The 22,970-nt window shown below is 55.9% G+C and carries 23 protein-coding genes; 8 read left to right on the top strand and 15 right to left on the bottom strand.

What is annotated here, in order from left to right:
- Positions 1–57: 57 nt before the first annotated feature.
- The gene (gene dnaG / locus LAO76_09950) at positions 58–1,857 is read left to right on the top strand and encodes a DNA primase (GenBank protein MBZ5491241.1); all 1,800 of its coding nucleotides are present in this window, start codon (positions 58–60) and stop codon (positions 1,855–1,857) included.
- Positions 1,858–2,204: 347 nt separating this feature from the next.
- Here the strand turns inward: dnaG and LAO76_09945 are convergent, their stop codons facing one another.
- The 6 genes from LAO76_09945 to LAO76_09920 all read right to left on the bottom strand — a co-directional run bounded on the left by LAO76_09945 (position 2,205) and on the right by LAO76_09920 (position 6,996).
- Entirely contained in the window at positions 2,205–2,438 is a 234-nt protein-coding gene (locus LAO76_09945) for a YdcH family protein (protein ID MBZ5491240.1), read from the bottom strand.
- Positions 2,439–2,515: 77 nt separating this feature from the next.
- On the bottom strand, positions 2,516–3,052 hold the full coding sequence (rimI, locus tag LAO76_09940; GenBank protein ID MBZ5491239.1) for a ribosomal protein S18-alanine N-acetyltransferase: 537 nt from the start codon (positions 3,050–3,052) through the stop codon (positions 2,516–2,518).
- A gap of 40 nt (positions 3,053–3,092) precedes the next feature.
- Positions 3,093–3,785, bottom strand: coding sequence for a tRNA (adenosine(37)-N6)-threonylcarbamoyltransferase complex dimerization subunit type 1 TsaB (gene tsaB / locus LAO76_09935; protein ID MBZ5491238.1), 693 nt, complete (start codon positions 3,783–3,785; stop codon positions 3,093–3,095).
- 78 nt (positions 3,786–3,863) lie between these two features.
- The gene (locus tag LAO76_09930; protein MBZ5491237.1) at positions 3,864–4,937 is read right to left on the bottom strand and encodes a hypothetical protein; all 1,074 of its coding nucleotides are present in this window, start codon (positions 4,935–4,937) and stop codon (positions 3,864–3,866) included.
- Positions 4,938–5,095: 158 nt separating this feature from the next.
- Positions 5,096–5,323 (bottom strand): hypothetical protein, encoded by a 228-nt coding sequence (locus LAO76_09925; protein MBZ5491236.1) that lies wholly within the window; start codon positions 5,321–5,323, stop codon positions 5,096–5,098.
- A 236-nt stretch (positions 5,324–5,559) separates the two neighbouring features.
- On the bottom strand, positions 5,560–6,996 hold the full coding sequence (locus tag LAO76_09920) for a hypothetical protein (protein ID MBZ5491235.1): 1,437 nt from the start codon (positions 6,994–6,996) through the stop codon (positions 5,560–5,562).
- Positions 6,997–7,236: 240 nt separating this feature from the next.
- On the opposite strand from LAO76_09920, the gene LAO76_09915 reads away from it, so the two are divergent.
- Positions 7,237–8,001 (top strand): MotA/TolQ/ExbB proton channel family protein, encoded by a 765-nt coding sequence (locus LAO76_09915; protein ID MBZ5491234.1) that lies wholly within the window; start codon positions 7,237–7,239, stop codon positions 7,999–8,001.
- A 27-nt stretch (positions 8,002–8,028) separates the two neighbouring features.
- Complete coding sequence (locus tag LAO76_09910) at positions 8,029–8,451, top strand: biopolymer transporter ExbD (protein ID MBZ5491233.1); 423 nt, start codon at positions 8,029–8,031, stop codon at positions 8,449–8,451.
- Positions 8,452–8,454: 3 nt separating this feature from the next.
- On the opposite strand, the gene LAO76_09905 is transcribed toward LAO76_09910, so the two are convergent.
- The 5 genes from LAO76_09905 to LAO76_09885 all read right to left on the bottom strand — a co-directional run bounded on the left by LAO76_09905 (position 8,455) and on the right by LAO76_09885 (position 12,390).
- Complete coding sequence (locus LAO76_09905) at positions 8,455–8,928, bottom strand: hypothetical protein (GenBank protein ID MBZ5491232.1); 474 nt, start codon at positions 8,926–8,928, stop codon at positions 8,455–8,457.
- Between the two features lie 59 nt (positions 8,929–8,987).
- A complete protein-coding gene (gene mce, locus LAO76_09900) occupies positions 8,988–9,398 on the bottom strand; it encodes a methylmalonyl-CoA epimerase (GenBank protein ID MBZ5491231.1) in 411 nt (136 codons plus the stop codon).
- 265 nt (positions 9,399–9,663) lie between these two features.
- Entirely contained in the window at positions 9,664–10,629 is a 966-nt protein-coding gene (gene meaB / locus LAO76_09895; protein ID MBZ5491230.1) for a methylmalonyl Co-A mutase-associated GTPase MeaB, read from the bottom strand.
- 195 nt (positions 10,630–10,824) lie between these two features.
- Positions 10,825–11,235, bottom strand: a complete 411-nt coding sequence (locus LAO76_09890) for a GxxExxY protein (protein ID MBZ5491229.1) — start codon at positions 11,233–11,235, stop codon at positions 10,825–10,827.
- A 6-nt stretch (positions 11,236–11,241) separates the two neighbouring features.
- Positions 11,242–12,390, bottom strand: coding sequence for an acyl-CoA dehydrogenase family protein (locus LAO76_09885; GenBank protein ID MBZ5491228.1), 1,149 nt, complete (start codon positions 12,388–12,390; stop codon positions 11,242–11,244).
- A 533-nt stretch (positions 12,391–12,923) separates the two neighbouring features.
- Between LAO76_09885 and LAO76_09880 the strand changes: the two genes are divergently transcribed.
- The 3 genes from LAO76_09880 to LAO76_09870 all read left to right on the top strand — a co-directional run bounded on the left by LAO76_09880 (position 12,924) and on the right by LAO76_09870 (position 16,542).
- Positions 12,924–13,772 carry a phosphatase PAP2 family protein gene (locus LAO76_09880; protein MBZ5491227.1) on the top strand — a complete coding sequence of 283 codons (849 nt, stop codon included), beginning with the start codon at positions 12,924–12,926 and terminating at the stop codon, positions 13,770–13,772.
- An 82-nt stretch (positions 13,773–13,854) separates the two neighbouring features.
- The gene (locus tag LAO76_09875) at positions 13,855–15,090 is read left to right on the top strand and encodes a heparan-alpha-glucosaminide N-acetyltransferase domain-containing protein (GenBank protein MBZ5491226.1); all 1,236 of its coding nucleotides are present in this window, start codon (positions 13,855–13,857) and stop codon (positions 15,088–15,090) included.
- Positions 15,091–15,207: 117 nt separating this feature from the next.
- Complete coding sequence (locus LAO76_09870; protein MBZ5491225.1) at positions 15,208–16,542, top strand: hypothetical protein; 1,335 nt, start codon at positions 15,208–15,210, stop codon at positions 16,540–16,542.
- A 141-nt stretch (positions 16,543–16,683) separates the two neighbouring features.
- On the opposite strand, the gene LAO76_09865 is transcribed toward LAO76_09870, so the two are convergent.
- The 4 genes from LAO76_09865 to LAO76_09850 form a co-directional block, all read right to left on the bottom strand.
- On the bottom strand, positions 16,684–17,109 hold the full coding sequence (locus LAO76_09865) for a helix-turn-helix transcriptional regulator (GenBank protein MBZ5491224.1): 426 nt from the start codon (positions 17,107–17,109) through the stop codon (positions 16,684–16,686).
- 91 nt (positions 17,110–17,200) lie between these two features.
- Positions 17,201–17,908 (bottom strand): ABC transporter ATP-binding protein, encoded by a 708-nt coding sequence (locus tag LAO76_09860; protein MBZ5491223.1) that lies wholly within the window; start codon positions 17,906–17,908, stop codon positions 17,201–17,203.
- A complete protein-coding gene (locus tag LAO76_09855; protein MBZ5491222.1) occupies positions 17,901–18,674 on the bottom strand; it encodes an ABC transporter permease subunit in 774 nt (257 codons plus the stop codon). Before LAO76_09855 ends, LAO76_09860 begins: the two co-directional genes overlap by 8 nt.
- Positions 18,671–19,537 (bottom strand): substrate-binding domain-containing protein, encoded by an 867-nt coding sequence (locus tag LAO76_09850; GenBank protein MBZ5491221.1) that lies wholly within the window; start codon positions 19,535–19,537, stop codon positions 18,671–18,673. The genes LAO76_09855 and LAO76_09850 overlap by 4 nt, the downstream gene beginning before the upstream one ends.
- A 277-nt stretch (positions 19,538–19,814) precedes the next feature.
- On the opposite strand from LAO76_09850, the gene LAO76_09845 reads away from it, so the two are divergent.
- Positions 19,815–20,462, top strand: coding sequence for a hypothetical protein (locus tag LAO76_09845; GenBank protein MBZ5491220.1), 648 nt, complete (start codon positions 19,815–19,817; stop codon positions 20,460–20,462).
- A 931-nt stretch (positions 20,463–21,393) separates the two neighbouring features.
- On the top strand, positions 21,394–22,902 hold the full coding sequence (locus LAO76_09840; protein ID MBZ5491219.1) for a hypothetical protein: 1,509 nt from the start codon (positions 21,394–21,396) through the stop codon (positions 22,900–22,902).
- Positions 22,903–22,970: the final 68 nt, after the last annotated feature.

Here is a 22,970-nt window from a genome sequence, read left to right as displayed (position 1 = left end):
CCAAAGTTCTGGCATTCCCCTTCCGAGATTTTTCAAGCAAAATGATGTGAAGCGTTCATGACCACTCTCAGCGACTTTAAGGAAACGGTGCGGCAGCAGGCGGACATTGTCCGCGTGATTGGCGACTACATCCAGCTCAAGAAAGCCGGCGGACAGAATTTTGTTGGCCTGTGCCCGTTTCACGGAGAAAAGACGCCGTCATTTTCTGTCCACGCCACGAGGCAGTTCTTCCATTGCTTTGGGTGCGGCAAGTCCGGCGACGTTTTTAAATTTGTGCAGGAGCGGGAACAGATCAGCTTTCCTGAAGCGGTGCGGCTGGTGGCGGAGAAGATGGGCATCCCGCTGCCCAAAATGCAATACAGCTCTGAGAGCGAAGCCGAGGACGCGGGCAAGCGCGGACGGCTGATCGAAATGCATGAACGGGCTTGCAAGTTCTTTGAAGAACAGCTGCGGAGGCCCGAAGGAGCGCAGGCGCGCGAATACCTTACGAGTCGCGGGTTGAAGGAAGAGACGATCAAGACATTCAGAATCGGGTTTGCGCCGGATTCAGGCTTTACGCTCAAAGACCGGTTGAAGGCCGACTTCAGTGAAGAGATGATGCGGGCATCGGGCCTGTTTTCTTTTAAAGAAGGGTCCGAGGGCAATACGGCAGCGATGTATTCCAAGTTCCGCAACCGGATCATGTTCCCGATCGCCAATGAAAACGGAAAGATCATTGCGTTCACGGGGCGGACGCTGGCGAAGGACGAAAAGTCCGGGCCGAAGTATTTGAATTCACCAGAGACGCCGATCTATTCCAAGAGCCGCGTGCTGTACAACCTTGACCGCGCGAAAGAGGCGGTCCGCAAGCTGGGCTACGTGATACTTGTGGAAGGGCAGATGGATTGTATTGCCGTGTATTCCGCGGGCTTTCACAACGTGGCGGCGAGTTCCGGCACGGCGTTTACAGAGACGCAGGTGCGGCTGCTGGGAAGGTTCAGCAAAGATATTGTGGTGAATTTTGATCCCGATACGGCGGGCGCGGCGGCCACGGACAAATCTCTGGGCATGCTGCTGGAAGAAGAATTCAATATCCGCGTGCTGCGGCTGGAGGCGGGATTCGATCCTGATTTGTTTATCCGGAAGAACGGCGCTGAAGCGTATGCGAAGGCGCTGAAGGGCTCGGCAAAATATTTTGACTATCTGGTTGAGCGCGCGTTGAAGCTGTTTCCAACGCGGAGCCCGGAGGGAAAAAAGAACGCGGTGAACTTTCTGCTGCCGCACATCCATCGCGTGCCCAGCAGGATTGTGCGCGACGAACTGGCCAATGATATAGCGCAGAAGCTGAACATCGATACAACGGTGCTGCGGCAGGAATTTAAAGCAGCAGCGGTGAGCAGGGCCGCCGGCAATCTGCGAAATGAGCCGGATGCCGACGTGACGCCGGCGGAGAAAGTGCTGGTGCGGGCCGCGACTTCCGTGGTCGGTGACGAAGCGGAGCTGCGTCACATGGCGCTGGATGCGCTGGCGGAAGAGCGCCTGCACTCTGGGCTGACGACGGAGACGTTGCTGGAGGCGATCCTGCAGAATGCGCTGGCAGTGGAGCGCGGCGAAGGCGCCGAAGACGTGATGGCGCTGCCGCTGAGCGATGCGGACCGGCAGAGGCTGGCGAAGATTGTGATGCGTGAAGATGATCCGCTTACGGCGGACCTGTTGGCCGGAGCGCTGAATGCGTTGCGGCATCGGCGGCAGATAAGCCAGCGTGAAGGCGAGATTAAGCGCGGAATTGTGGAGGCCGAGCGCAAGAATGACGTGGCGGCACTGCTGCGGCTGAAACAGGAAAAGCTGGAGCTGGATAGAAAGCTGGCCGGATTTTAGGAATCGCCGGGATCCGAACCCACTCCCCGCCAAAAAGCGGCACGGTCCTGGGCCCCCGTATCAGTGAGACCGCCGTCATCGGTAGCGGACCTAAAGCGCATTTCTTTTTTTGTTGCTAGAGATGCTCGTGTATTTCCCGCCACTCCGTCGCTGTTCTCTTTCGCCGCTGAACTCAGAGATTTATTCGCGTTTTCGCGTCCATCCGCGGCTGAAAAGACTTTGCTTCGATCTGCGTGTCCGCATAAATCTGCGGCGAGAGATTCCCCTGCACAAAATAACAAACCTCTCCTGAAAGACCATTGGTCCTTTCAAGGAGAGGCTGTGAGATCAGACCCTGAATGAGCGAGTTAAGCGACCTGCGTCTGGTGGGACCGCAGATATTCCTGCTCAATCATTTGCATCTGGTCTTTTAAACGAAGTTTAACCTTCTTGATACGCACTTCTTCCAGCTTTTCATCTTCCGTCAAGTATCTTTTTTCAATCAGGGAGTGAAGCCGCTGGGAGTGTTGAGTGTGTTCCTGGGCCAGCCTACGAAACTCTTCGTGACTGGCGAGAAGCTGTTCGCGAACGGAATCCACCATTCTTGAAGAACCTCCTGCGTGTTCTTTAACGGAACGTTAACACACGGTCAGGGCTGGTTCAATCAAAAAGGCCTCTTTTATGGAAATATAAATTTTAAGATCAGGGCATCCTCTGCCGGGTTTTGATAGTACATTTTTCTGCGTCCAACCTCGAGAAATGCCCATTTCTCATAAAGAGACCGTGCCGCGCGATTGGACTCCCGCACTTCAAGAAAAACACTCTTTCCGCCACGACTGCGCACCAGATCAAGCAGCTCACCCACCAGTCGTGAACCCAGGCCGCACCGCCGCGCCGTAGCCGTAACCGCAATGTTTTCAATCTCCCATTCGTCTGCAACCTGGTGGCCGACGATGAAACCCACGACGCTGCCCGACTGCTCCACAACCAAGGCAATTCGAGAGGCCTGGCTTTGGGGATCAATGATCTTCAGGTTAGCGACCTTCTGATTAACGATCTGCGGATCGACTTCGGGCTGGGACCTAGGCTCGTCAGGCGAAAACAGCTTCAGGTATTCAGCTTGGTTCCATTGCGCGGCGGTGGCTGAGTGCGACGCGATTTCCACAAGCCGAGGAAGATCGGCGGGCTCCGCAGGACGGACCCGGACGTTGCTCACGCGAACGTTACTCCGGTAATGCTTGTGCGGTGAATCAAGCTTAGCGGTTTCCTTTGAAGAAAATTTCAGCATCAGACCGGCGCAGATAGTTGGCATCCAGCGTTTCCACAGAGACTGTTTCACCCGCAAGCAGTTTTCCTGCGCCGATGCGCGCAATCAATTCACTGCCGGGCGCGGTAACGACTACGACGGCAGAGTGAGAGCTTGAAGCGAGTTCGGCCAGAGCAGGATCACTGGTGATGATCACCGCAGGACGTTCCGTGCCAAGCGTGGCCAGAAAATCCTGCTGCGTCAATAATTCTTCGCGCTGCATTAGTAATGTGGGATCAGAGTTTTGTCCGGATGCCTGATACAAGCCGAGAAAAACTTCTTTCCTGCCCGCGTCTATCGCTGCGGCAATTTTTCCGTCGCGATCCGCCAGAGAGGCCAGCGCCTCCAGCACGGAGACGGTGGCAATCGGCTTGTGCAAGGTTTCTGCCAGGCCTTTGATTGCGCTCAGTCCCACGCGCAGTCCGGTAAATGATCCCGGCCCTGACGCTGCCGCAAAACCGCCGAGGTCTTTCACGCCGTATCCATGTTTCTTGAGAAGCGCCGCCAGCGTGGGAATGAGCTGCGCGGAAAACGTCCCGCCGGCAATCGCCGCGGACTCTATTATGCGGAACGACCCTGCGTCCGCTTGGGCCAGCGTGATGCCGCCGGATTGGCCTGATGTGTCGATGGCGAGAAGGAGCATTGGTTTTTCTTTTTTAGTCCCGAGCGCAGCGAGGGAACCTATATCAAGAATAACGTATGGGCAGGTCCACAATTGCGATCAGTTGTTGGCTTCGGTCCATTTGCCCGGATGCTGTTCGTCATATTTCATGTCGTGCCAGCGTTCTTTCCAGAAACCAACCAGGCGCACCATGCCATTGCGATGGTCCACGGCGATTGTGCCGATCCCGCCTTTGCCTGTTTTGAGAACAGTGGCGACGGCCAAAGGCTGCATTTTCAGCAGGACAATCTCGCTCCCCCAGTCGCGGTCTGTATCCACCAGCACCCACGCCACGCGCGTCCTCGCCACAGCCGCGATTTCTCCATCCCTTGAGATTTCCTTTCCATCGACATAGAACCAATCCGGCACCACCGGCCGGAGCAGATTTGGAAAATAGGGAAGAGTAACCTGTTTTTGTAACCGTCCCGTCGGGTCAAGCAAGGCAACCTTCTGGATTGAACGCTGTCCCAGGATGCTAAGCAGTCCATTGTTGTCCGGCAAGAACGCGGGGCCTGTGGCAACGTCGGCTGGCAAGTTCAAAAAGCCAGCTTCCTGCGCTCCGGAAATTTTTATTTTTTTGTAACACGGCGAAGCGCATCTTCCGGGGACCCACACCAGGCCAAGTCCATTTGCAAAGATAGGGTGCCGTCCGCCCACACCGAAACCAAGATCTCCAAGGTCCAGCTCAGACAGCATTTCGCCTTCAATACTCCAGCGTTGCAGGTGCAAGTCGATATGTGAAGCATCGACAGGGTCTGCAACCGCCCGAGGAACGTATCGCCACACGATAAGGGAATCATCGGGAAGGAATCCACCTAAAAAGGAAGACTCATAGCTCCACTCAATAGGCTGATGAGCGACTTGCCGCCATTCCGAAGAAAACTGCTTGTGTATGCTCCCGGTCTTGCTGTCATGGATTACAACCGTAAGTTCACTGCCGGACACCACGGTCGCCAGCCACTTTCCGTCGTTGCTGAATGTTTCCTCGCAGCTTCTGGAATTGGGAACCGAGGTATGTGTGGTTACAACAGGCGCATCAGACACCTTCAATTTGATCTCAACTTCGTCTGTCTTGACTGTGCCTGTGGCCAGGGCCCCATCCGGAGCAAAAGCCACGCACGTGCGCGTTCGCATCCGTTGCCCGTGAGATTGTTCGCACAATGCGAGACTGAGCAGGAGAAAAAATAGAACACACGTCCGGCGGGAATGCATAGCGGAAGCCTACTTGCGCATCAGCGGCCCGTCAATCAGTCGTTCTGCTATGTTGCTCCATAGTCCCCCCGACGAGAATTCTAGGGCACGATGGAAACTTCCGGATGATTGGGCTTCACGCACACAATAAAGTGCGTAGCCGGAGGCAGATCACGAATATAAATCTCAGCGTTACTGGAGAACCAAAAAGGCTTTTTATCCATGCCTGAGTACGGCTCGCCATTCGAGCGATATGTATAAACAACTTCAGTCAGATGGCAGCTGGAAGTCTTATCATACCTGGCACTTACTACGATTGCTTTCGTCAATCGCGGCTACGGCGTCTCTTGATCGCGCGGCTCGTCACTCGAATCAGGTACTCCACAAGGATGTAAAGAAAAAATCCGCCCATGTGAGGCAAGATTGTAATAGGTGGAGCGTCATTCGATGTAGGAAATCACAGCCAGAATAAATTGCTGGGTCAAAGCCTGCTTGATGTGAACATGGCAATGTTTGGCCAGCCAGGGTGACAAAGCTGACCGTAGACAACATTGACGAATGATGACTACTGTTTCTTGAACCTCAGCTCATACTCTGCACCGTCGACTGAGCTGGTCCGCATGAGATACAGTACATCGGCCCAGGTTCGGCCTTCGTCCTTGCTTTCCTGTTCCACGCGGAAGAAGCCGTGATCGGTCCTGTTGTCATCCTGCGTTAATGTGATTGCGTTGCCCCGCAGAGTGTAGCTGCCGTTGCCGAAGTACGCTTGCGTTGTAGTGATCAGCTCATTCGTCCCGAGATGATGCTGCTGGGCCGCGGCGGCGTTGGCAAAGCGGCCATTGCCAGCGAAGGTAATCTTGTCGCCGGCCGTGGCGGTGGCGGCGATCCACTCTCCGGCCAGAAGCTTGCGCATGGTCTGAGTTTGATCGCCCGGCTGCCAGTTCCTGAAGCTGAGACTGTAAAAAAACTTGGGCCAGTTGGTGGTCCCTCTGTTCTCTCCCATGCAGGCGCTCACCAGAGGATCTTTGGAGAGACCGGAGATGACGGCGAGGCGGTTGTCCAGCTTGGCAACCATGACAAAGCCGAGGCGACTTTCCTGCGGATTATTAGGCTGAGCGATGCCGCGCCGGATGATGACGTACTCCCAGCCCTGTCCGGAATAGCCGTGAATGATCGATTCCGGAAAGGCGAAGCCGGCGGGTGTCTGGTTGCGCAGCACGAAATTGCGCAGCCATACGTCGCGAAAGGCGTTGGTGGCGTCCTGGAGCAGGTTGGCGCTGGCGGGGCGCATTGGCAGCAGGTAGAGCAGGCACTTTTCATTCGTCTCCGACGGAGGTGAAGAGATCATGATGGCATCGGAGAGCTTCTGCGCGGCCCATCCCGCTGGCGCGGTGAAAACATATTCATCGAGCGTGGCCAGACCGACTGCGCCGGGTCTGCCGGATGCGTTGCCGGCAGGCGCATTTCCATTTGGCGCATTTGAGACCGCAGGTGGCGCGGATGCGCCTTTCAGAGAGGCGCGAGCCAGCATGGCGTTGACAGCCGGAAAATTCCGGGCAAGCAGGTCAGGGCTTGTTGTTTCCAGGCCAACAGCCACGTATGTCGATCCAGTTTTAGCGCTGTACCAGACCATGGTTTCCGGCGGATTGTTTGGCATTTGCACGTCAATTTTTGACCAGATGAAGTTGCCGCTCACGCCGTTTTGCGGCGACGTGCCGGGCTTCATGATGCCGGCAAGGTTTCCTATGATCGTGGAATGACGCTGAGCCACGCTCTGCGTTGTCTCTTCCGCAGGAAGAAACTGGATCCGCAAAAACTGTTGCGGCGTGGAGCCCGGAGAATAATACTTGACGGTCCCGAAGAATTCCTGCTTGGTCCAACCCGGGGGGATGGTGACCGTGAGCGGCCCAACCGTCAGCGGGGCCTGCGGGAAAACAGCGGCGCTACTTGCCAGGAAAAAAGCGAAAAAACAGAGCCCGTGTCGCAGATGCCGTCTCGTCATATCTGGTGCTCCCGGGTGGGGATTTTACTGCCTAATCAATAGTGAATGCCAGACACAATCGTCACTTGTTGATGGACGAATTTGAGGGGTTTGCCCCGTTCTTGCAATGCCTTCATGTTCACGGGAGCAAAAGCCGAAGAGTTGGTGTCAAAACAATCCTACGGCCCGAAGTATAAGGCCCATCGCGACTGCCGCAGTTCGAGTGAATTTCAGCGGGAGTCCACCGGAGGATTGTCACTTATGCTTGTCGTTCATCTCGCCAGCTCCATCTTCGTAAAAGTGCCTATGGCCGCTCTGATACTGTTTCAATCCACCAGCGGCGGCGCACAGCGCTTTAGCTTGTGGGAAATGTGGCTGCACATGCAATGGCCGGCGCGCTCCATCGCAATTATCCTGCTTGGCATGTCAGCGTGGTCCATGGGCGTGATGATGGACCGCTGGCTCGCGTTTCAGGCGGCGCGGAAGCAGTCGCGGCAGTTTGCCCCGATTGTCGCCGGTGCGTTGCGTGAAGGCAAACTCGATGAAGCTATCCGCGTGGCGGAGCGCAACAAGAAAAGTCATCTGGCCAAGGTGGTGAACGCGGGGCTGTTGGAGTTTCGCATGCATGAGCAATCTGAAGAAATTCCGGGCGAAAAGATTGAAGCCAGCCGGCGGGCGCTGGAGCGGGCTGCAGCCATCGTCCACGCTGAACTAGAGCGCGGCCTGAGCGGACTCGCCACTATCGGATCAACCGCGCCGTTCGTAGGGCTGCTGGGCACGGTGATCGGCATTATCGATGCCTTCCGCGAAATCCAGGGCGAGAACGCCACAGGCATCAGCGCCGTGGCAGGCGGAATTTCTGAAGCGCTGGTGACGACCGCGCTCGGACTGACCGTCGCCATTCCCGCGGTGATGATGTTCAATTACTTCACCACCAAGATCAAAGCGTTTGACGTGGAGATGGACAACTCGTCGAGCGAGCTGGTGGATTATTTTCTGAAACGCGCGGTTGTGGTGAAGCGTTAACAGCGGTTGTGGTCGGCAAGGAGCGATATGGCAATTGTCTTACGCAATGACGGCGCAAAAATCAATTCCAACATCAACGTAACGCCCATGGTGGACGTGATGCTGGTTCTGCTGATTATTTTTATGGTGATTACGCCGATGCTGCATCCGGGTGTTCCTGTGGATTTGGTCAAGACCTTGAACCCCGCTACTATGTCCGATGCCGACAGAGCGGATGCTCTTATTCTCTCGATTATGCGCGATGGGCAAATGTTCCTGGGAAGCGAGAAGGTCACCTGCGAAATCCTGACGCAAGAACTCAGAGACCGGCTGAGTAATCGCGCCAACAAGATTGTTTATGTACGCGCGGACGCGCGCGCCAGGTATGGTTCTTTAGTTGAGGCAGTGAATGATCTGCGCTCGTCGGGAGTGGACCAGTTGGGGCTGCTGACGGAGCAGCGGCTGAAATGATGGTCATTTAGAGTTACGAATATCTTTCAGTCGGCTCTGCAAATACTCCTGAATTGGTTTGGCAAGACTATATTCACGCGTCGGTCCCAGCAGCTTTTCTTTCACTTTTTGCAGCATTGTCTCGGGGCGCACAGGTTTGAATTGGAAATATTTATTGCCTGCAATCTCTTGCGGCCACATCGCATGCGAATCCCATTCGGTTGAGCCGATGAGCTTAAGCTCAAATGTCGAACCCAAAAGTTTCTTAAGAGCTGCAAGGGTTTCATCTCTGCTGGCAGCATAAAATGAAGCAGTGTGAAAATAAAACATATCCTCTATAGTTATAAAAACCAGGAAATAATCATCGAACAGAGGGCCTTCGTTCGTGGTGTACTCGGCTATCAGGGCAATCGATGGGATCGGCAGAGACCAGAATACTCTGCCATCTTCGCCGGAATACTCCAGGTCAGAATCCTTGACTTGTAATTGGCTCTTCATCAAAGGTCTTTTGGTTTTCAATTGCCAATTTTGGGAGTCTCGGCGATTTTGGCAATTCCTCAGACCCCTTCTGGCACATCCTGCACCAGTTCCAGCAGCACGCCGCCGGTGCTGGAGGGATGAACAAAGACATAAAGATGTCCACCGGCGCCGATCTTGATTTCCTCCGACACAAAGCGCGTTCCGGTCTTCTTGAGGTTCTCAACCGCCTGCGTGAGATCAGGGACATGGATGGCGACGTGGTGCAGCCCTTCGCCCCGCTTCTCAAGGAATTTGGCAATCACTGAATCAGCGCTCGTGGCTTCCAGTAGCTCGATGCGGCTTTCTCCCAGAGGAATCATCGCTACCTTGACCTTCTCATATGGCACGGTCTCTTCACTCAGGACTTCCAGCCCCAGCTGTTCATAAAATTTGCGCGCCTGCGCCAGCGACTTAACGGCGATTCCTAGATGGTCAATGGTGTGGGACATGGTGTGTCGGGCTCCTATGCTTGCTGGCGGTGCGGTACTTGGTAGCTGGTACTTGGCCGTTCGCTTTTGGCTCTTGGCTTTTAGCTCTTGGCCTTAGCTCTGAATCCCACTCCTCAGACCAATCCTAATGCAATCTGTGAGTGATGGAGTGTTACTCGATCCTGACCTTTTCTTTTCTCCGCTCTAATCATGTCGAGAATCGCGAGATAACCGATGCGGCAAACCTAGAGACGTAGCATGCTACGTCTCTACAGCTAGCAGCATGTTAGTTGCCGCGGACTTCGTTTCTCTCCGCAGTAAAGCTGCTGACAATCTCCTCCACCAGCGAATAAGGATCGCGCTTGTGTTCAGCGATTTCGGCGGCGAGACGAGCGATCTCTTCTTCCGGAAGGCGCTCGCTGAGCAGCCGTTCCAGAAGGCCGTCGCGCAGCATTTCAATCAGGCGCTCGCGCCAGCTTGATATCTTCTTCTTCAACAGCAAAGCTTTTTGCTCAAGGAATTGCTCATAGTTCACGATTGCCGCCGCGAGTTCAGGAACTCCTTTGCCATCCATGGCCACGGTCTTGACGATCGGCGGAGTCCACTTGTCCGAGCGGATGGCCAGCGACTGCATAGAGCGTATCTCGCGCTCCACGCGGTCTGCGCCTTCGCGGTCGCTTTTGTTGATGACAAAAATGTCGGCAATTTCCATGATGCCGGCCTTGATGGTCTGCACGTCGTCGCCCATGCCGGGGACGAGGATCACGACGGTCACGTCGGCAAGGCGGACGATATCGATTTCATCCTGTCCCACACCCACGGTCTCAATCAGGACAATGTCTTTGCCCGCGGCGTCTAGCACCGTTGCGGCGTCAGTGGTGGCGCGGGCGAGCCCGCCCAGGTTGCCGCGCGTGGCCATGCTGCGGATGTAGATGCCCGGATCAGCATGGTGAGACTGCATGCGGATGCGGTCGCCCAGAATGGCGCCGCCCGTGTATGGGCTTGTGGGATCGACGGCGAGAATACCGACCGTGTGCTCCTGCTTGCGATATTCGCGGGCGAGTTGATCGACCAGTGTGCTCTTGCCCGCGCCGGGAGCGCCGGTAAGGCCGATCACGCGGGCGCGCCCCGTAAAGTTGAAGAGAGCTTTCAGCAGCGCGCGCGATTCAGGGCGGTTGTCTTCAATGGTGCTGATGGCGCGTGCCAGCGCGCGCACGTCGCCGGAGCGTACGCGATCGACCCAACGTTGGATTGTTTCCTGTGAGGGCAAATTCTATTTCCTATCCTCTTAATCCAAATATTTCACCGCAAAGGGCGCAAAGGACGCGAAGGGAGATTAGTCTTCAATTTCATCCGGAACCATCCCCCGAGTCCTACCAAGATTCATGAGGTCCAATCTTCTTTCTTTGCGCTCTTTTGCGGTCTTTGCGGTGGGATCGCCCGAAACTTACAAGCCATTCACCAATCGCTTAATGCCATCTTTCAACCTTACAACATTGAAATTAATGAGGAGGCCCAAACGTTTTTCACTGAGCTTGAGGTACGAAATCAATTGCGCTTGATGAATCGCTAACAGGGCGTCAATAGATTTGACTTCGACAATAACCAAGTCCTCTACAAGCAGGTCAAGACGATAGCCAACATCAAGCGTCACCTCGCGATAAACGAGTGGCAAAGGGACCTGCGTCAAAACGCTGAGTCCTTCGGCGCGCAGTTCGTAAGCAAGGCACGCTTCGTATGCGCTCTCCAACAGCCCCGGCCCTAACGCCGAATGTACTCTGAAGGCGGCATCCAGAATACCTCTGCTCAGCTCGTTTTCATCCTTGGCGCTCTTTGCGGCCGTTGCGGTGAAATTCATTGTCTTTTAATCCTTCAACAACTGACGCGCGATCACCAGTCGCTGGATCTCGCTGGTGCCTTCGCCGATGGTGCAGAGCTTCACGTCGCGATAAAACTTTTCTGCCGGATAGTCCTTGATAAAGCCGTAGCCGCCGTGGATCTGCACGCATTCATTGGCGCACCTGACCGCCACTTCGCCGGTATAAAGCTTGGCCATGGACGATTCCTGCGTTGTCTTCATGCCTGCATCTTTCATGGCGGCGGCGCGCATGGTGAGCAGGCGTCCGGCGTCAATCTCCGTGGCCATGTCCGCCAGCTTCCATTGTATGGCCTGGAATTCACTGATGGCTTTGCCGAACTGGCGCCGCTGCTTGGAATACCTGAGCGCCGCTTCATACGCGCCCTGCGCCATGCCCAAGCCGAGCGCGGCGATGGAAATGCGGCCGCCATCGAGCACGCGCATGGCGTCTACAAAGCCCTGGCCTTCAGCGCCTACCAGCGCATCTTCTGGGATATGGCAGTCTTCAAAGATCAGCTCAGAGGTATCACTGGCGCGCAAGCCAAGTTTGTTTTCTTTTTTGCCGGGACGAAAACCCTTGGTCCCTTTTTCCACGATGAACGCCGAAAGTCCGCGCGTGTGCGCGGTCTTGTCAGTCACGGCAACAACCACGGCGACATCGGCATGGTGGCCGTTGGTGATAAAAGTTTTGGTGCCGTTGAGCACCCAGCCGCCATTTTTGCCTTTGCGTACGGCGCTCATGCGCGCGCCGCCCGCGTCAGAGCCGGAGCCTGGCTCGGTGAGTCCCCACGCGCCCAGCCACTCTCCGGTGGCAAGCTTGGGAATATATTTCTTGCGCTGCTCTTCATCGCCCGCCAGGAAGATATGGTTGGAGCAGAGCGAGTTGTGCGCGGCCACAGTAATGCCGACTGAGCCGTCCACCCGTGAAAGCTCTTCAATGGCGATCACATATTCCACGTAACCCAGGCCGGCGCCGCCATATTCGACGGGAAAGATGGTGCCCAGCACGCCCATGCGACCGAGTTCCTTGATGGTCTCAAGGGGGAAGTGGTTGGCTTCATCCCACTTCATCACGTTAGGCAGGATTTCGCGTTCGGCGAAGTCGCGCAGGGATTTCTTAAGCTGTAATTGTTCGTCGGTAAGTTGAAAGTCCATAAATTATGTCGCTTCGCTCCAAACCGCTTTTGCAGTATCGATGTCTTGAAACGTTCTCAGCCCTGATGCAGGCGGCTCGGCGATTCGTGCCTTGCCGCCTATATATCCTTTAACTATGTCGCTTCGCTCCAAACCGCTTTCGCAGTTCGACCAAAGCAGCTTTGCTCTGCAGACAGCACAGGCAAGAGTGCCTGTGCCACATTTCCTGGATGCCTTGGGGCAAACCCACAATTATTTCACAAGCAGAGCGCCTATGGACGCAAAAGGTCCCTGTTCCCAATTCGGGCGCTGAAGAGAGCGCGCCCTCATTGACGGCGTCTGGGATGACGATGCGGTAAGGTTCGTCTTAACTTTCTCGCCAGAGTCTCTATCTGGCCGCCGACTCAAACTGCACCATTGCCGATGTTTGAGCTATTCGTCCACGTCCGCACCGGGACTGGAGGAAACAGCGAAAAGCCCGCGCCATAACTGCCGAAAATGAGGATTCAGACCAGTGGCATACCCAGACCAGAGAAGCGCATCCAAGAAAGTCGATGAGCCGCAAAATCAAGCAATCGTTTCTTGCTATCGCTTTCTCTATCGGCATGGCTTTTGCGCCGGTCTTTGGTGCGTCGAGCCAGGCCTTTGCGCAGACAACCGGCGGCGGGCTGCCGGACAATCAGCAATCGTCGCGGCCGCCACGAGATGACAACAAGTCACCGGCGGCGCGCGAAGTTACATGGAAGAGCCTGCCCAAGGACTTTCTTCGCGATCAAAAGAACATCTGGACATTTCCTGTGCAACTGGGCAAGGGGCATCACTGGCTGCCAACGCTGACGATCAGCGGCGTAACGGCGGGGTTGATCGTCGCCGATCCACATGTGATGCCGTATTTCCAGGAGCATGCGGTGAACCTGGACCGTCTGAACGATCCCTTCGATAGCACGATCACGACGGCGGAGGTAATCGCCATCCCGACGACTCTCATGATGTCAGGGTACATCCGGCATGATTCATATCAGGTGAGTACGGCGCTGCTGGCGGGTGAAGCTTATGCAGACTCCGCCGTGGTTGACCTGGCGGTGAAGGCAATCACGCGCAGGAAGCGGCCCAGCGACGTGCCTCCGGGAGGCGATTTTCACAACACGTTTTTTGCCGGCGGCAAGTCGCCGTTTAAAGGCAGCAGTTTCCCTTCCGGTCACGCGGCCGGAGCTTTTTCCGTGGCCACGGTGATTGCCAGCCGCTACCACAACCATCGCTGGGTGCCATGGGTGATGTACGGTATGGCCACGGCCATCAGCTTTTCCCGCGTGACCACAAGCTCGCATTTCCCGTCCGACGTATTTCTGGGAGCGGCACTGGGCTATACGGTTACGCGCTACGCCGTGCTGACACCGCGCTGAGCAGGGACGAAACGCACGCTCCCAGTTCGGCAACAGTCTGGCCTGACTTTTTTCCAGCAGATGCGGGACAATAAGTCCCTGCATGCACTCATCTTTAGATTCGTTGGCGACGCCCGCCACCTCAGCGAAACGGGCGCAACCCGGCACTCGCCTGCTGTCCATTGATGCCCTGCGCGGGCTGGTAATGATTATCATGGCGCTGGACCACGTGCGCGATTTCTTTCATGCCAGCGCAGCGGTCTTTTCTCCAACCGATCTCAGTCGAACCACACCGATCTTATTCTTTACGCGCTGGACCACCCATTATTGCCTGCCGGTGTTCATGTTCCTTGCGGGCACAGGAATTTATCTCTACGGACGCAACCGTACGAAAGGCCAGCTCTCGCGCTTTTTGTGGACGCGCGGACTCTGGTTCATTGCGCTGGAACTCACGGTGATGCAGTTTGCTTACAACTTTAATTTTTCGCTGCGCTTCCTGATTCTGCTTTTGATTCTCTGGATCTTTGGCATTTGCCTGCTCGCCATGGCGGCACTGGTGTATGTGCCCGTGCGCTGGCTGGCCGCGCTGAGTATCGTCATTATTGTCTTGCACAATTGCCTGGATGGAATCCGCGCGGCGCAGTTCGGCTCCGGCGCGTGGGCCTGGAACCTGCTGCATCAGCCCGGCGTTATTCCCGTGGCGGGCAAGATGGTGCTGGTGACTTATACGTTCCTGCCGTGGATTGCGGTGATGGCCGCGGGATTCTGCTTTGGCCGCATTTTCCAGATGGAGCCCGAAGCGCGCCGCCGAATCATGATCAGGCTTGGACTGGCGATGACGACCGCCTTTATCGCGCTACGGGCGTGGAACCACTATGGCGATCCGGCCCCGTGGGCGCACCAGAAGTCAGCGTTGTTTACCGCGCTCTCATTTCTCAATTGCACCAAATATCCGGGATCGCTCGATTTTCTGCTGATGACGCTGGGGCCCGCATTGCTGGTGCTGGCCTGGTTTGACCGGCTCGCATTCAAGCCCACAAATCCGCTGGTGGTCTTTGGGCGGGTGCCGATGTTTTATTTCATCCTGCATTTTTATTTAATTCATATTTTGGCAGTGCTTGGGGCGTGGCTGCGCTATGGAAGTTCGGCGGCCAGGTTCGTGTTCAATCCGCTGCCCTCCATGGGCGGACCGGCCAAGTTGTTTCCGGCGAACTTTGGTTATAGTTTGTGGACGGTGTATGGCGTGTGGTTGCTGGTGGTGCTGTTGCTTTATCCGGTCTGCCGATGGTTTGCCAACGTGAAAGCCACAAGGCGAAATTGGTGGTTGAGTTATTTGTAATAACGGAGTCAGCTCAGTAAGAGAGTACTGTTTAACTATTCGGAGGAACATGAATTCTGGTGTAACATTGCTGCCACGGGCCAACCCGAGGTTGCTATTCGCAAAAGGTACGAAAAAATGAAAGCTTCAGCAATTGCCCTGCTAGTAGTCCTGTTAGCACCGAATATCTTTTGTCAATCTCCAAGCCCATCGGCTGGCAACCGCATAGTCGGCGCGCGGCTGGACGCGCATTATAACGAAGACCGAACGTCAGCCACCGTCAAGGTAACAAATATATCTACAAAAGAAATCGCTACCGTTCGACTCTCATATTCTTATGAAGGCGCTTCACGCGGTAAATCAGTCAGCAATGGCGCTTTGAAGCCAGGCGAGATCCTGACGGAATCGATAAGTGGCGCAAAGCTAACTGCAATAGATCTGGATGCGATTACCTATGGGGACGGCAGTCAGGAAACGAGAAACGACGAAGTCACGACCGAACTAAAGGACGAAGCCAAGCAAGCCAATGATCGGCGACTCAAAGAGATGGAGTATGCCCGGGCCTTTGCTGTGGTTGATGCTTCCCTCCACATGTCACAGGAAGAGCAGATTATTCGCAAGTACTACTCCAAGCTAGGCTTTCTGCAGCAGATTAGTGTTCTCTTGAACGTTATCATGCGCCACGCGCCGGCGCTAACTGAAGCCAAAGCGCTTGAATTGTTGGATGGCGGCGCCCGATTCACCCTTAGCGATTTTCAAGTCGGAAATTTTTCAGAAATCGAAGGCCAGCCCTGGACGTGGTTGCTCAACCTTGACGCACCGCAAGATGTCATTGATGTCCATTCCGGGGGCGGGAATATAGGGATCAATGATCAGCATTTTTTCCTCAGCTGGTATGAACCGACATGGAACCAAGCCCATGCTTCGCGTGAGCAGCAGGCGAATCGGCGGGAACAAACTACTCAGTCGGCGCGGATAACCGGCGTGACCACAGTAAAAGATCTGGTAATGGTCGCCCATCCGGGAGAGTGGTCGCGCTATGGTGCTTTTACGGTGCACGCGATGCTTGAAGGGCATGAAATTAATTATCGCGCCACCTTTGTCTTTGGTCAGCACGGAACGAGGTTGGCAATCTTTGATCCGGCCATGCATGTGCCCGTTGAGATCAATGCTCCTTTGTATCCTTCAGTGTTCGTTGAGAGTGTGTATCGCGAACTGCCATTGATCAGGGAGTGGGTCAACGCGCACCAGTTAAGCGGCTGCAAAAAGCTCCAAGAACCGGAAACCTGCTGTGATCCTGCGACCGGCCAATGCGGACTAGCTAGTGAAGATGCGGCCCATTCATTGAACCTGCCGATCAATGACAAAGACCGCCGGGTTTTAAAGGGCCTAATGTATCTCGGCCCGATCGCCAGGGAACAGAGAGACGATACACATCCCACTTTGGCGCCGAGCAATGCCGAGAGGAAGTAGCCTTTGCGGCACTACGCATGCTTTTTTAAACCGTGAGGCGCGAATGAAACCGTTGCACCTCATACTTTTACTTCACCACGCAAAGGGCGGGATTGTTTCTGCACGACAACTCTTACCAGGTTATTGATCCGCACAGTGGATCTACTTCGCCCGCATTACCATCACATCCGTGGATTTTACCAGCGCAGCGGCGATGTGGCCTTTTTCCAACCGCATCTCCCGCACAGCGTCAGCGGTGATAATGGCGGTAAGGCGCTGGCCGGCGATGGAGAGCGTGACCTGCGCCATCAGGCCTTCAATCTTTAACTCGACGACACGTCCGACAAGTTGATTGCGTCCGCTGATAGTACGGAAACTTTCTCTGCGCGTTTGTACGGTGCCGCGTTGCGGAACGGCGGGCAGCAGTCGATCAATCTCCGTTTCTGGAATGCGATGATGGCCGCCAGGAGTTTTTACGGTCTTGATCTTGCCTTTGTAAATCCACTGCTTGAGCGCGGGATAGCTCACGCCCAGGACTTTGCAGGCATCGCGCAGCGGATAGAGTTTTTTTGGCGGTGCAGATTGCATGTGTCTACTCCTTCCTTCTGTAAATGATGCTCGGACCAGAAAGCACTTCCGCGCAGCCGGGGGCGGCTACGGTCCACGATTTCATTTATTTTCATAACGGCGCCAGCAATGATCCGAGCAGCGGCGTTGCCGGCGCGCGGTAAAGCTCAGTCCAACAGCAGCGCTGCACGATTTTGCCTTGCTCGATTACTATGGCCTGTTGCGGGCAAAGGCGTTTGAGCACTTCAGCCTGATGATCGACGGCGATCATGCTGAAGCCGATCTGCCGGCTCCAGAAGATGAGATCGTCAATCAGCTCGCGGACAAGCTGGCGGTCGAGCCCGGCAAAAGGTTCGTCGAGCAGGACGAGCGGCGGCTTGCGCGCGAGCATGCGGGCCAGAGCGACGCGGCGTGCCTGTCCGCCGGAGATCAGAGATGCGGGCGCGTTCCAAAGAGCGCTGAGCTGAAGGCGGTCACGCAAAGTGGCGATCCACTGCTGTTGTTCAGCGGACCCGGCTGTTTCCCGGGAGATACCGAATGAAATATTTTTGCTCACGCTCAGGTGAGGAAAAAGGCCGGGATCCTGCGTGAGATAGCCGAGCGGACGGTGGTGCAACGGCAGCGACGGCGGGAAGAGTTGCAGGCCGTTGAGTTGGACAAAGCCGCCATCGGGCTGCTCAATGCCGGCGATGCATGCGAGCACCGTACTCTTGCCCGCGCCGGAAGCGCCAAACAATCCCACGGATCTGCCAGGTTCGAGTTCAAGCGTGACGTTGACCTGGAGGTCGCGGCGTTTTTTGATGATGTGCGCTTTAAGCATGGCGATTTCTCTGGGCCAGCACATGCACCAGCCATGGCAGCGGAAGAGCCACGGCCAGAAAGACGACGAGCAGCGGCATCACGGCGGGCAATCCAAAGCTTTGCAGATTGACCCAGAGTTGCACCGGCATGCCTGAAGGATAATAAGCCGTCACGACGACAGCGCCGAATTCTCCGATGGCGCGCACCCATGCGATGCTGAGCGCCACGGCGAGTCCAAGACGGGAGAGCGGCAACGTGACGCGCAGAAAAACTTGCAGCGGAGTGAGACCAAGAAGCGCTGCCTGTTTTTGCAGGATAGCAGGAACGGAATCGAACGCAGCGACGGCGCCCAAAACATAATAGCCCATGCCGACATAAACCTGCGTGACGATGAATGCGGCGGCGCTGTTGGTCAAGCGCAGATCAAGATGCTCAAGCATCGCGCCGACCGATCCATAAGGCCCGAAGGCGAGAGTGAGCAGGATGCCGAGTGCCAGCGGCGGAAGCAAAATGGGTACAAGCAAAATGGCCTGCCACCAGAGACGCTCTCGGGTGGAGCAGCGCGCAATGTAGGCAGCCACCGGCGTGCCCACGGCGATGATGAGTAGCATCGCAACGCCAGTGAGGAGAAGCGAGACACGGACTGACGCGAGCGCGGGACCGCGAACGTCTGCGCCCCACTGCCATGGTCCGATGTGAGCAAGGAGCGCGGTGAATGGATACAACAGCGCAAGCGCGAACAGCGCTGCGCCAGTGCGGGCAATCCAGTGGCGTGGATTGCTCATGCGTGTAGTCCAGAGGCCGAACCCGGCGGATCATAGTTATAACCGCGGAAGATAGCTTGAGCTTCATCGCTTGTGAGCCATTCGACGAAAGTGGCCGCGCCGCTTTTGTTAGGCGCGTCGTTCAGTGCCACGGCGTAAAAGATCAACGGCTCAGGCTGATACGTTTTGCCGTTTACGGTCAGGCTGATCTCAGGATGATCGGTGTGAACGAGCTCTCCGCTCAGGTTGATCTCTGGTTGCAGAGTGACATAAGGAAGATTGAAAGGGCCGGGCTGGATCTTGTACGCGGACGCGGCGTCGAGTTCGCCGCTTTGCAGTCGAGCCATTACTGTGGGCTCGGTAAAGATCTGCTGCGGGTTGATTGTGGGGCCAAGAATTTTCTCTGCCAGTCCAGGACGCCTAAGCAGTTTCTCGGCCAGCATCAGCGTAAAAATAATGTTGCGGCCCTGAGGATCAGTAACAGGATCGGTGCGGCCGAAGCGCAAGCCGGGCTCCTGCAGCAGTTGCCACCACGCAACAGCAGGGGCAGGCCGGCGATCTTGCTTTATCCCGGCTGGGAGCGGGCCTAATATTTCGCTGCCCGCGATTCGCGCCGCGATGGCAAACTTCTCTGCGAATTTACTTTTCGGACTGTAGGCAATCACCATCTCTGTGCGAGCGATGGGATGCGCGCTTTCAGCTTTGCCGGCGCGCAGCACGGTCAGCACGGGAGCAGGTGTGACGGAGATAAAAACGTCCGGACGAATGCTGCCGCCGACGATCAACTGCGCCAATGCGTTGGAACCCTGGGCGCGGCCATGGAGATCGAGCTTCAGAGTTTGCGCTGCGGAAGATTTCAACGGGCCTTCCATCAGCGATCCCATTGAGCCAGCGTACGCCACGTCGAGCGGCGACAATGACTCCGCCAGAGCTGACAACGGTCGAAAGCCCAGGGCCGCGCCGACGCCGAAGGTCGCGGCATGAGCAAGAAGCCGGCGTCGCGTCAGGGCGGCGGATGATCGTGCAGGTAAATCGGCGGAAAGCTGCACTCGAAGTCGCTCCTTCTGAGATGTATGATTAAATACGATTCAAACCGATACTGTCAATCGTATCTAACCGTTACGAATCCAGCAGCCGCATTGCGATACACTTACTGCCGCCATGGAGTACCGTGAGAATTCCGCGTCTTTGCTTTTGCCCACGCCGCCTGGCCGACGCAAGGCTGGGCCGGGATGCGTGGTGCAGGTGCTGGGCGCGCTTGTGTTCGCCGTTGTGGTGCTAGGGGGCGTCATGGCGATTGTGGCTCCTTGGGGGTTCTACATGGGCGGCCATTTCCATATCATCCCGCAGTGGACGGGCTGGGGACAGATGCATTCCAAGCTCGCCGGCGACTACGCCGTGTTGGTGACCTTTTCTCCCAGGACGGGCAGGCACATGGGACTGACGCATGTTTCCGGCACCGCCGTGATTTGCACCCCGCGTGGAGAGCAATACAAGCTCCGCCTCGGCGGCGACTTTCAAAACCCTCACGGCATCGATCTCCAGGGCAAGACGGCGCATCTTTATGCTTCCTATTACTCGACCTTCAGCGGCAGGACCGATCCGTCACTTGAGTTCCGCGGCAAGTGGAACAACCCTGACCTTGTGCTTGACGACCATGGCTCGCTCAACCGCGCTTTCGATCCCGGCGGCGCTCTGGTCACCAACCACCATATGCGTCCTTACATACAGGAGGTGGTGCCGCTGACCCTGCATGAAGGCAGCAAGTCAGAGTTCAACGCCGCCTGCGCCGCGCTCAAAGCCAAATAAAAGGCATTCGATGAGGCGCTGTGAAATGGGCAGATCAGGTGGTTGAAATAATGCGATCAGCTTGACGGATTGAACGCGTTATCAGACTCTAAATAATTGAATTTAAAGAAGAAAACTATTGACTTGTTCGTGTCACATTCGCTATAGTAGGCAAAGCTAGCCGGGAGCGGCGCCGGCGAACCTCCGGAAGATTGGAGGACCGTGAAAAGCGGAAAAAGGCCTGCAACTCTGCGGTCAGTGGGCCACCGTTTCGTCCACAAGTTACCGCGGCCCCGAGGATCCTGGAGTGTGCCAGTTGGATGGGCACGCTTGGCTGCGACGGCCATCCTGGTTGGGGGCCGTGGTGTGGGTAGAAGCAGCTACTAGCTCCTAGCCTTTAGCTCTTAGCTTTTGTGTCCAGCTGCATTCGAAAAAGCAATTAGCAAATAGCAATTGGCCGTTAGCTTTTGTGTTTAAGCTGCGTTCATTGATCTGATTCCTCAAATTCAAGAAAAACGCAGGCGAGGCGTCTGCGGTCTACGTCAAGCTGTCTTTGGAATCCCATCGATTTGAATAGCTGACGCGTTGTTGGCTCACGCCATACAGTAGCGGGAGCAGATCCCTCACCACTGCGGTCTCACCGAAGGCTCGACCTTGGGGTTCGGGATGGCATGTTGAGGGCGAGGGCGCCTGCGCTCCACGTCATTCCAACTAAGTTCGCGTCATTTAAGTAAACGTCGGAAGTTAATTTTCACCGGCAAGAGTGCCGGTGCCACAAAACACAACAACAGCTCAAGGGCTGAAGCCCAATTCTTGTTAAGGCACTGACGGCGCGACTGAAGCCGCGCCCTGACACTTGCCTCGCGGGAGATGAGTGTTTGAGTTATTGACTCAAGAACAATTTTGAAATCGGGCCACCCAAAAATGGGTGGCCTTTCTTATTGGAGGCAACATGCACAAACGAGACGAGATTATTGCGGCGATCAAGAAATGCTCGGAGAGACTGGGACGCGCGCCGAGCCAGGCGGAGTTTCGGCGGGCGTCGAAGATCAGTTGGTATCAGGTGTACAAACATTTCCGTGGGATGAGGCAGGCAGTCCGAGCTGCGGGGCTGGAGCCCGGGCCGCGAGGCGGCGCGCTGGACGTAAATGCGCTGACGCTGGATTGGGCGCGCGTGGTACGCAAGCTGGGCCGGCTGCCGAGCCGCGCGGAGTATTCCGAATATGGGGTGCATCATGCGGGAACGCTGCACGCGCGCATCGTCTGGAGCCAAATGGCACACAAGTTTGTGTTGCTGGTGAGGGAATTTCATCTGGAGCGGGAGTGGGCGGACGTGGTGAAGATCGTGGTGGGGAAATTTCCGCTGTTAGAGCTAGCAGCCAAACCTTTTACCGCAAAGGACGCAGAGCGCGCAAAGGAAAAGGAAAGAAAAACCTACCACGGAGACACTGAGACACGGAGAACAGCGGGGACCGAATACCAACCACTGATGGCCACTGATAACACTGATCGGCAGCGGGGCGGGATGAGGTTGGGAAAAGTCGTGGCGGCGGCGCTGGCGATCGAGATATTAATGGCGGCACAGAGAAGCACGCAGCAATCGCAAAGAAGCATTCAGCCAGAGGAGAGCAGTTGGCAATTAGAAGGCAGCAGTTGGCAAGATCAAAACCAAAATCAAAACCAAGGGCAAGACCTTGAACCACAGAGGATCACGGAGGAAAGCATAGTTGCCGCAGATTCGCGCAGAGAAACGCAGATCGGAGCGGTTGGCCGCGAATTAACGCGAATGGACACGAATGACAACCGGGAACTGCAAAGGAGCGCAGAGGAAGAGGAAAGAAAAACCTACCGAACAGCGGAGACCGAATACCAACCACTGATGGCCACTGATAACACTGATCGGCAGCGGGGCGGGATGAGGTTGGGAAAAGTCGTGGCGGCGGCGCTGGCGATCGAGATATTAATGGCGACACAAAGAACGCAAATCGACGCGAATCAAAACCTTGAACCACAAAATCTTGAACCAACAAGGGCACAAAGCAACACAGAGGAAATGCATTCGCTGCTGGATAGAAACGGGGCATACGCCGGGCAAGAGCCATGCGGGCGTCCGGTGGTGTATGGCGAACCGCTAGGGCTGGCGGCGATGGCGCACGCGCCGACGAACGAGCTAGGAGTGTTGTTTCTGTTCGGGATTGTGGCGGCGGACCTAGGGTTCCGGGTGGAGCGGTTGCAGGCGGCGTTTCCCGATTGCGAGGCCAAACGAGAGGTGGCGCCGGGAAAGTGGGAACTGGTGTTTATTGAACTGGAGATCTACAGCCGGAATTTCAAATTGCATCGGCATAATCCCAGGGGATGCCATGCGATTGTGTGCTGGAAACATAATTGGCCGGATTGTCCGGAGTGGCTGGAGGTGATTGAGCTGAGCAAGGTGGTGAAAAAATTGGGCGATCACTCGTGACGGGAAGGTCTTCACCGCGGAGACGCGGAGAAGAGCGGGAGTGGCCGCGAATGACGCGAATGGAAACC

The organism is Terriglobia bacterium (assembly GCA_020072645.1).
In the GTDB taxonomy this organism is placed as follows: Bacteria; Acidobacteriota; Terriglobia; order Terriglobales; family Acidobacteriaceae; genus Angelobacter.
This window is presented reverse-complemented; position numbering and strand designations above follow the sequence as displayed.

Coding starts and splice junctions, on each gene's coding strand:
- LAO76_09890 (MBZ5491229.1), bottom strand. CDS start 11,235: ATGAATTTCACCGCAACGGCCGCAAAGAGCGCCAAGGATGAAAACGAG.
- LAO76_09945 (MBZ5491240.1), bottom strand. CDS start 2,438: ATGGTGGATTCCGTTCGCGAACAGCTTCTCGCCAGTCACGAAGAGTTT.
- LAO76_09915 (MBZ5491234.1), top strand. CDS start 7,237: ATGCTTGTCGTTCATCTCGCCAGCTCCATCTTCGTAAAAGTGCCTATG.
- LAO76_09860 (MBZ5491223.1), bottom strand. CDS start 17,908: ATGCTTAAAGCGCACATCATCAAAAAACGCCGCGACCTCCAGGTCAAC.
- LAO76_09870 (MBZ5491225.1), top strand. CDS start 15,208: ATGAAAGCTTCAGCAATTGCCCTGCTAGTAGTCCTGTTAGCACCGAAT.
- LAO76_09930 (MBZ5491237.1), bottom strand. CDS start 4,937: ATGCGAACGCGCACGTGCGTGGCTTTTGCTCCGGATGGGGCCCTGGCC.
- LAO76_09850 (MBZ5491221.1), bottom strand. CDS start 19,537: ATGGGATCGCTGATGGAAGGCCCGTTGAAATCTTCCGCAGCGCAAACT.
- LAO76_09910 (MBZ5491233.1), top strand. CDS start 8,029: ATGGCAATTGTCTTACGCAATGACGGCGCAAAAATCAATTCCAACATC.
- LAO76_09875 (MBZ5491226.1), top strand. CDS start 13,855: ATGCACTCATCTTTAGATTCGTTGGCGACGCCCGCCACCTCAGCGAAA.
- LAO76_09845 (MBZ5491220.1), top strand. CDS start 19,815: ATGGAGTACCGTGAGAATTCCGCGTCTTTGCTTTTGCCCACGCCGCCT.
- LAO76_09840 (MBZ5491219.1), top strand. CDS start 21,394: ATGCACAAACGAGACGAGATTATTGCGGCGATCAAGAAATGCTCGGAG.
- LAO76_09885 (MBZ5491228.1), bottom strand. CDS start 12,390: ATGGACTTTCAACTTACCGACGAACAATTACAGCTTAAGAAATCCCTG.
- LAO76_09855 (MBZ5491222.1), bottom strand. CDS start 18,674: ATGAGCAATCCACGCCACTGGATTGCCCGCACTGGCGCAGCGCTGTTC.
- mce (MBZ5491231.1), bottom strand. CDS start 9,398: ATGTCCCACACCATTGACCATCTAGGAATCGCCGTTAAGTCGCTGGCG.
- LAO76_09865 (MBZ5491224.1), bottom strand. CDS start 17,109: ATGCAATCTGCACCGCCAAAAAAACTCTATCCGCTGCGCGATGCCTGC.
- LAO76_09920 (MBZ5491235.1), bottom strand. CDS start 6,996: ATGACGAGACGGCATCTGCGACACGGGCTCTGTTTTTTCGCTTTTTTC.
- tsaB (MBZ5491238.1), bottom strand. CDS start 3,785: ATGCTCCTTCTCGCCATCGACACATCAGGCCAATCCGGCGGCATCACG.
- LAO76_09905 (MBZ5491232.1), bottom strand. CDS start 8,928: ATGAAGAGCCAATTACAAGTCAAGGATTCTGACCTGGAGTATTCCGGC.
- LAO76_09880 (MBZ5491227.1), top strand. CDS start 12,924: ATGAGCCGCAAAATCAAGCAATCGTTTCTTGCTATCGCTTTCTCTATC.
- dnaG (MBZ5491241.1), top strand. CDS start 58: ATGACCACTCTCAGCGACTTTAAGGAAACGGTGCGGCAGCAGGCGGAC.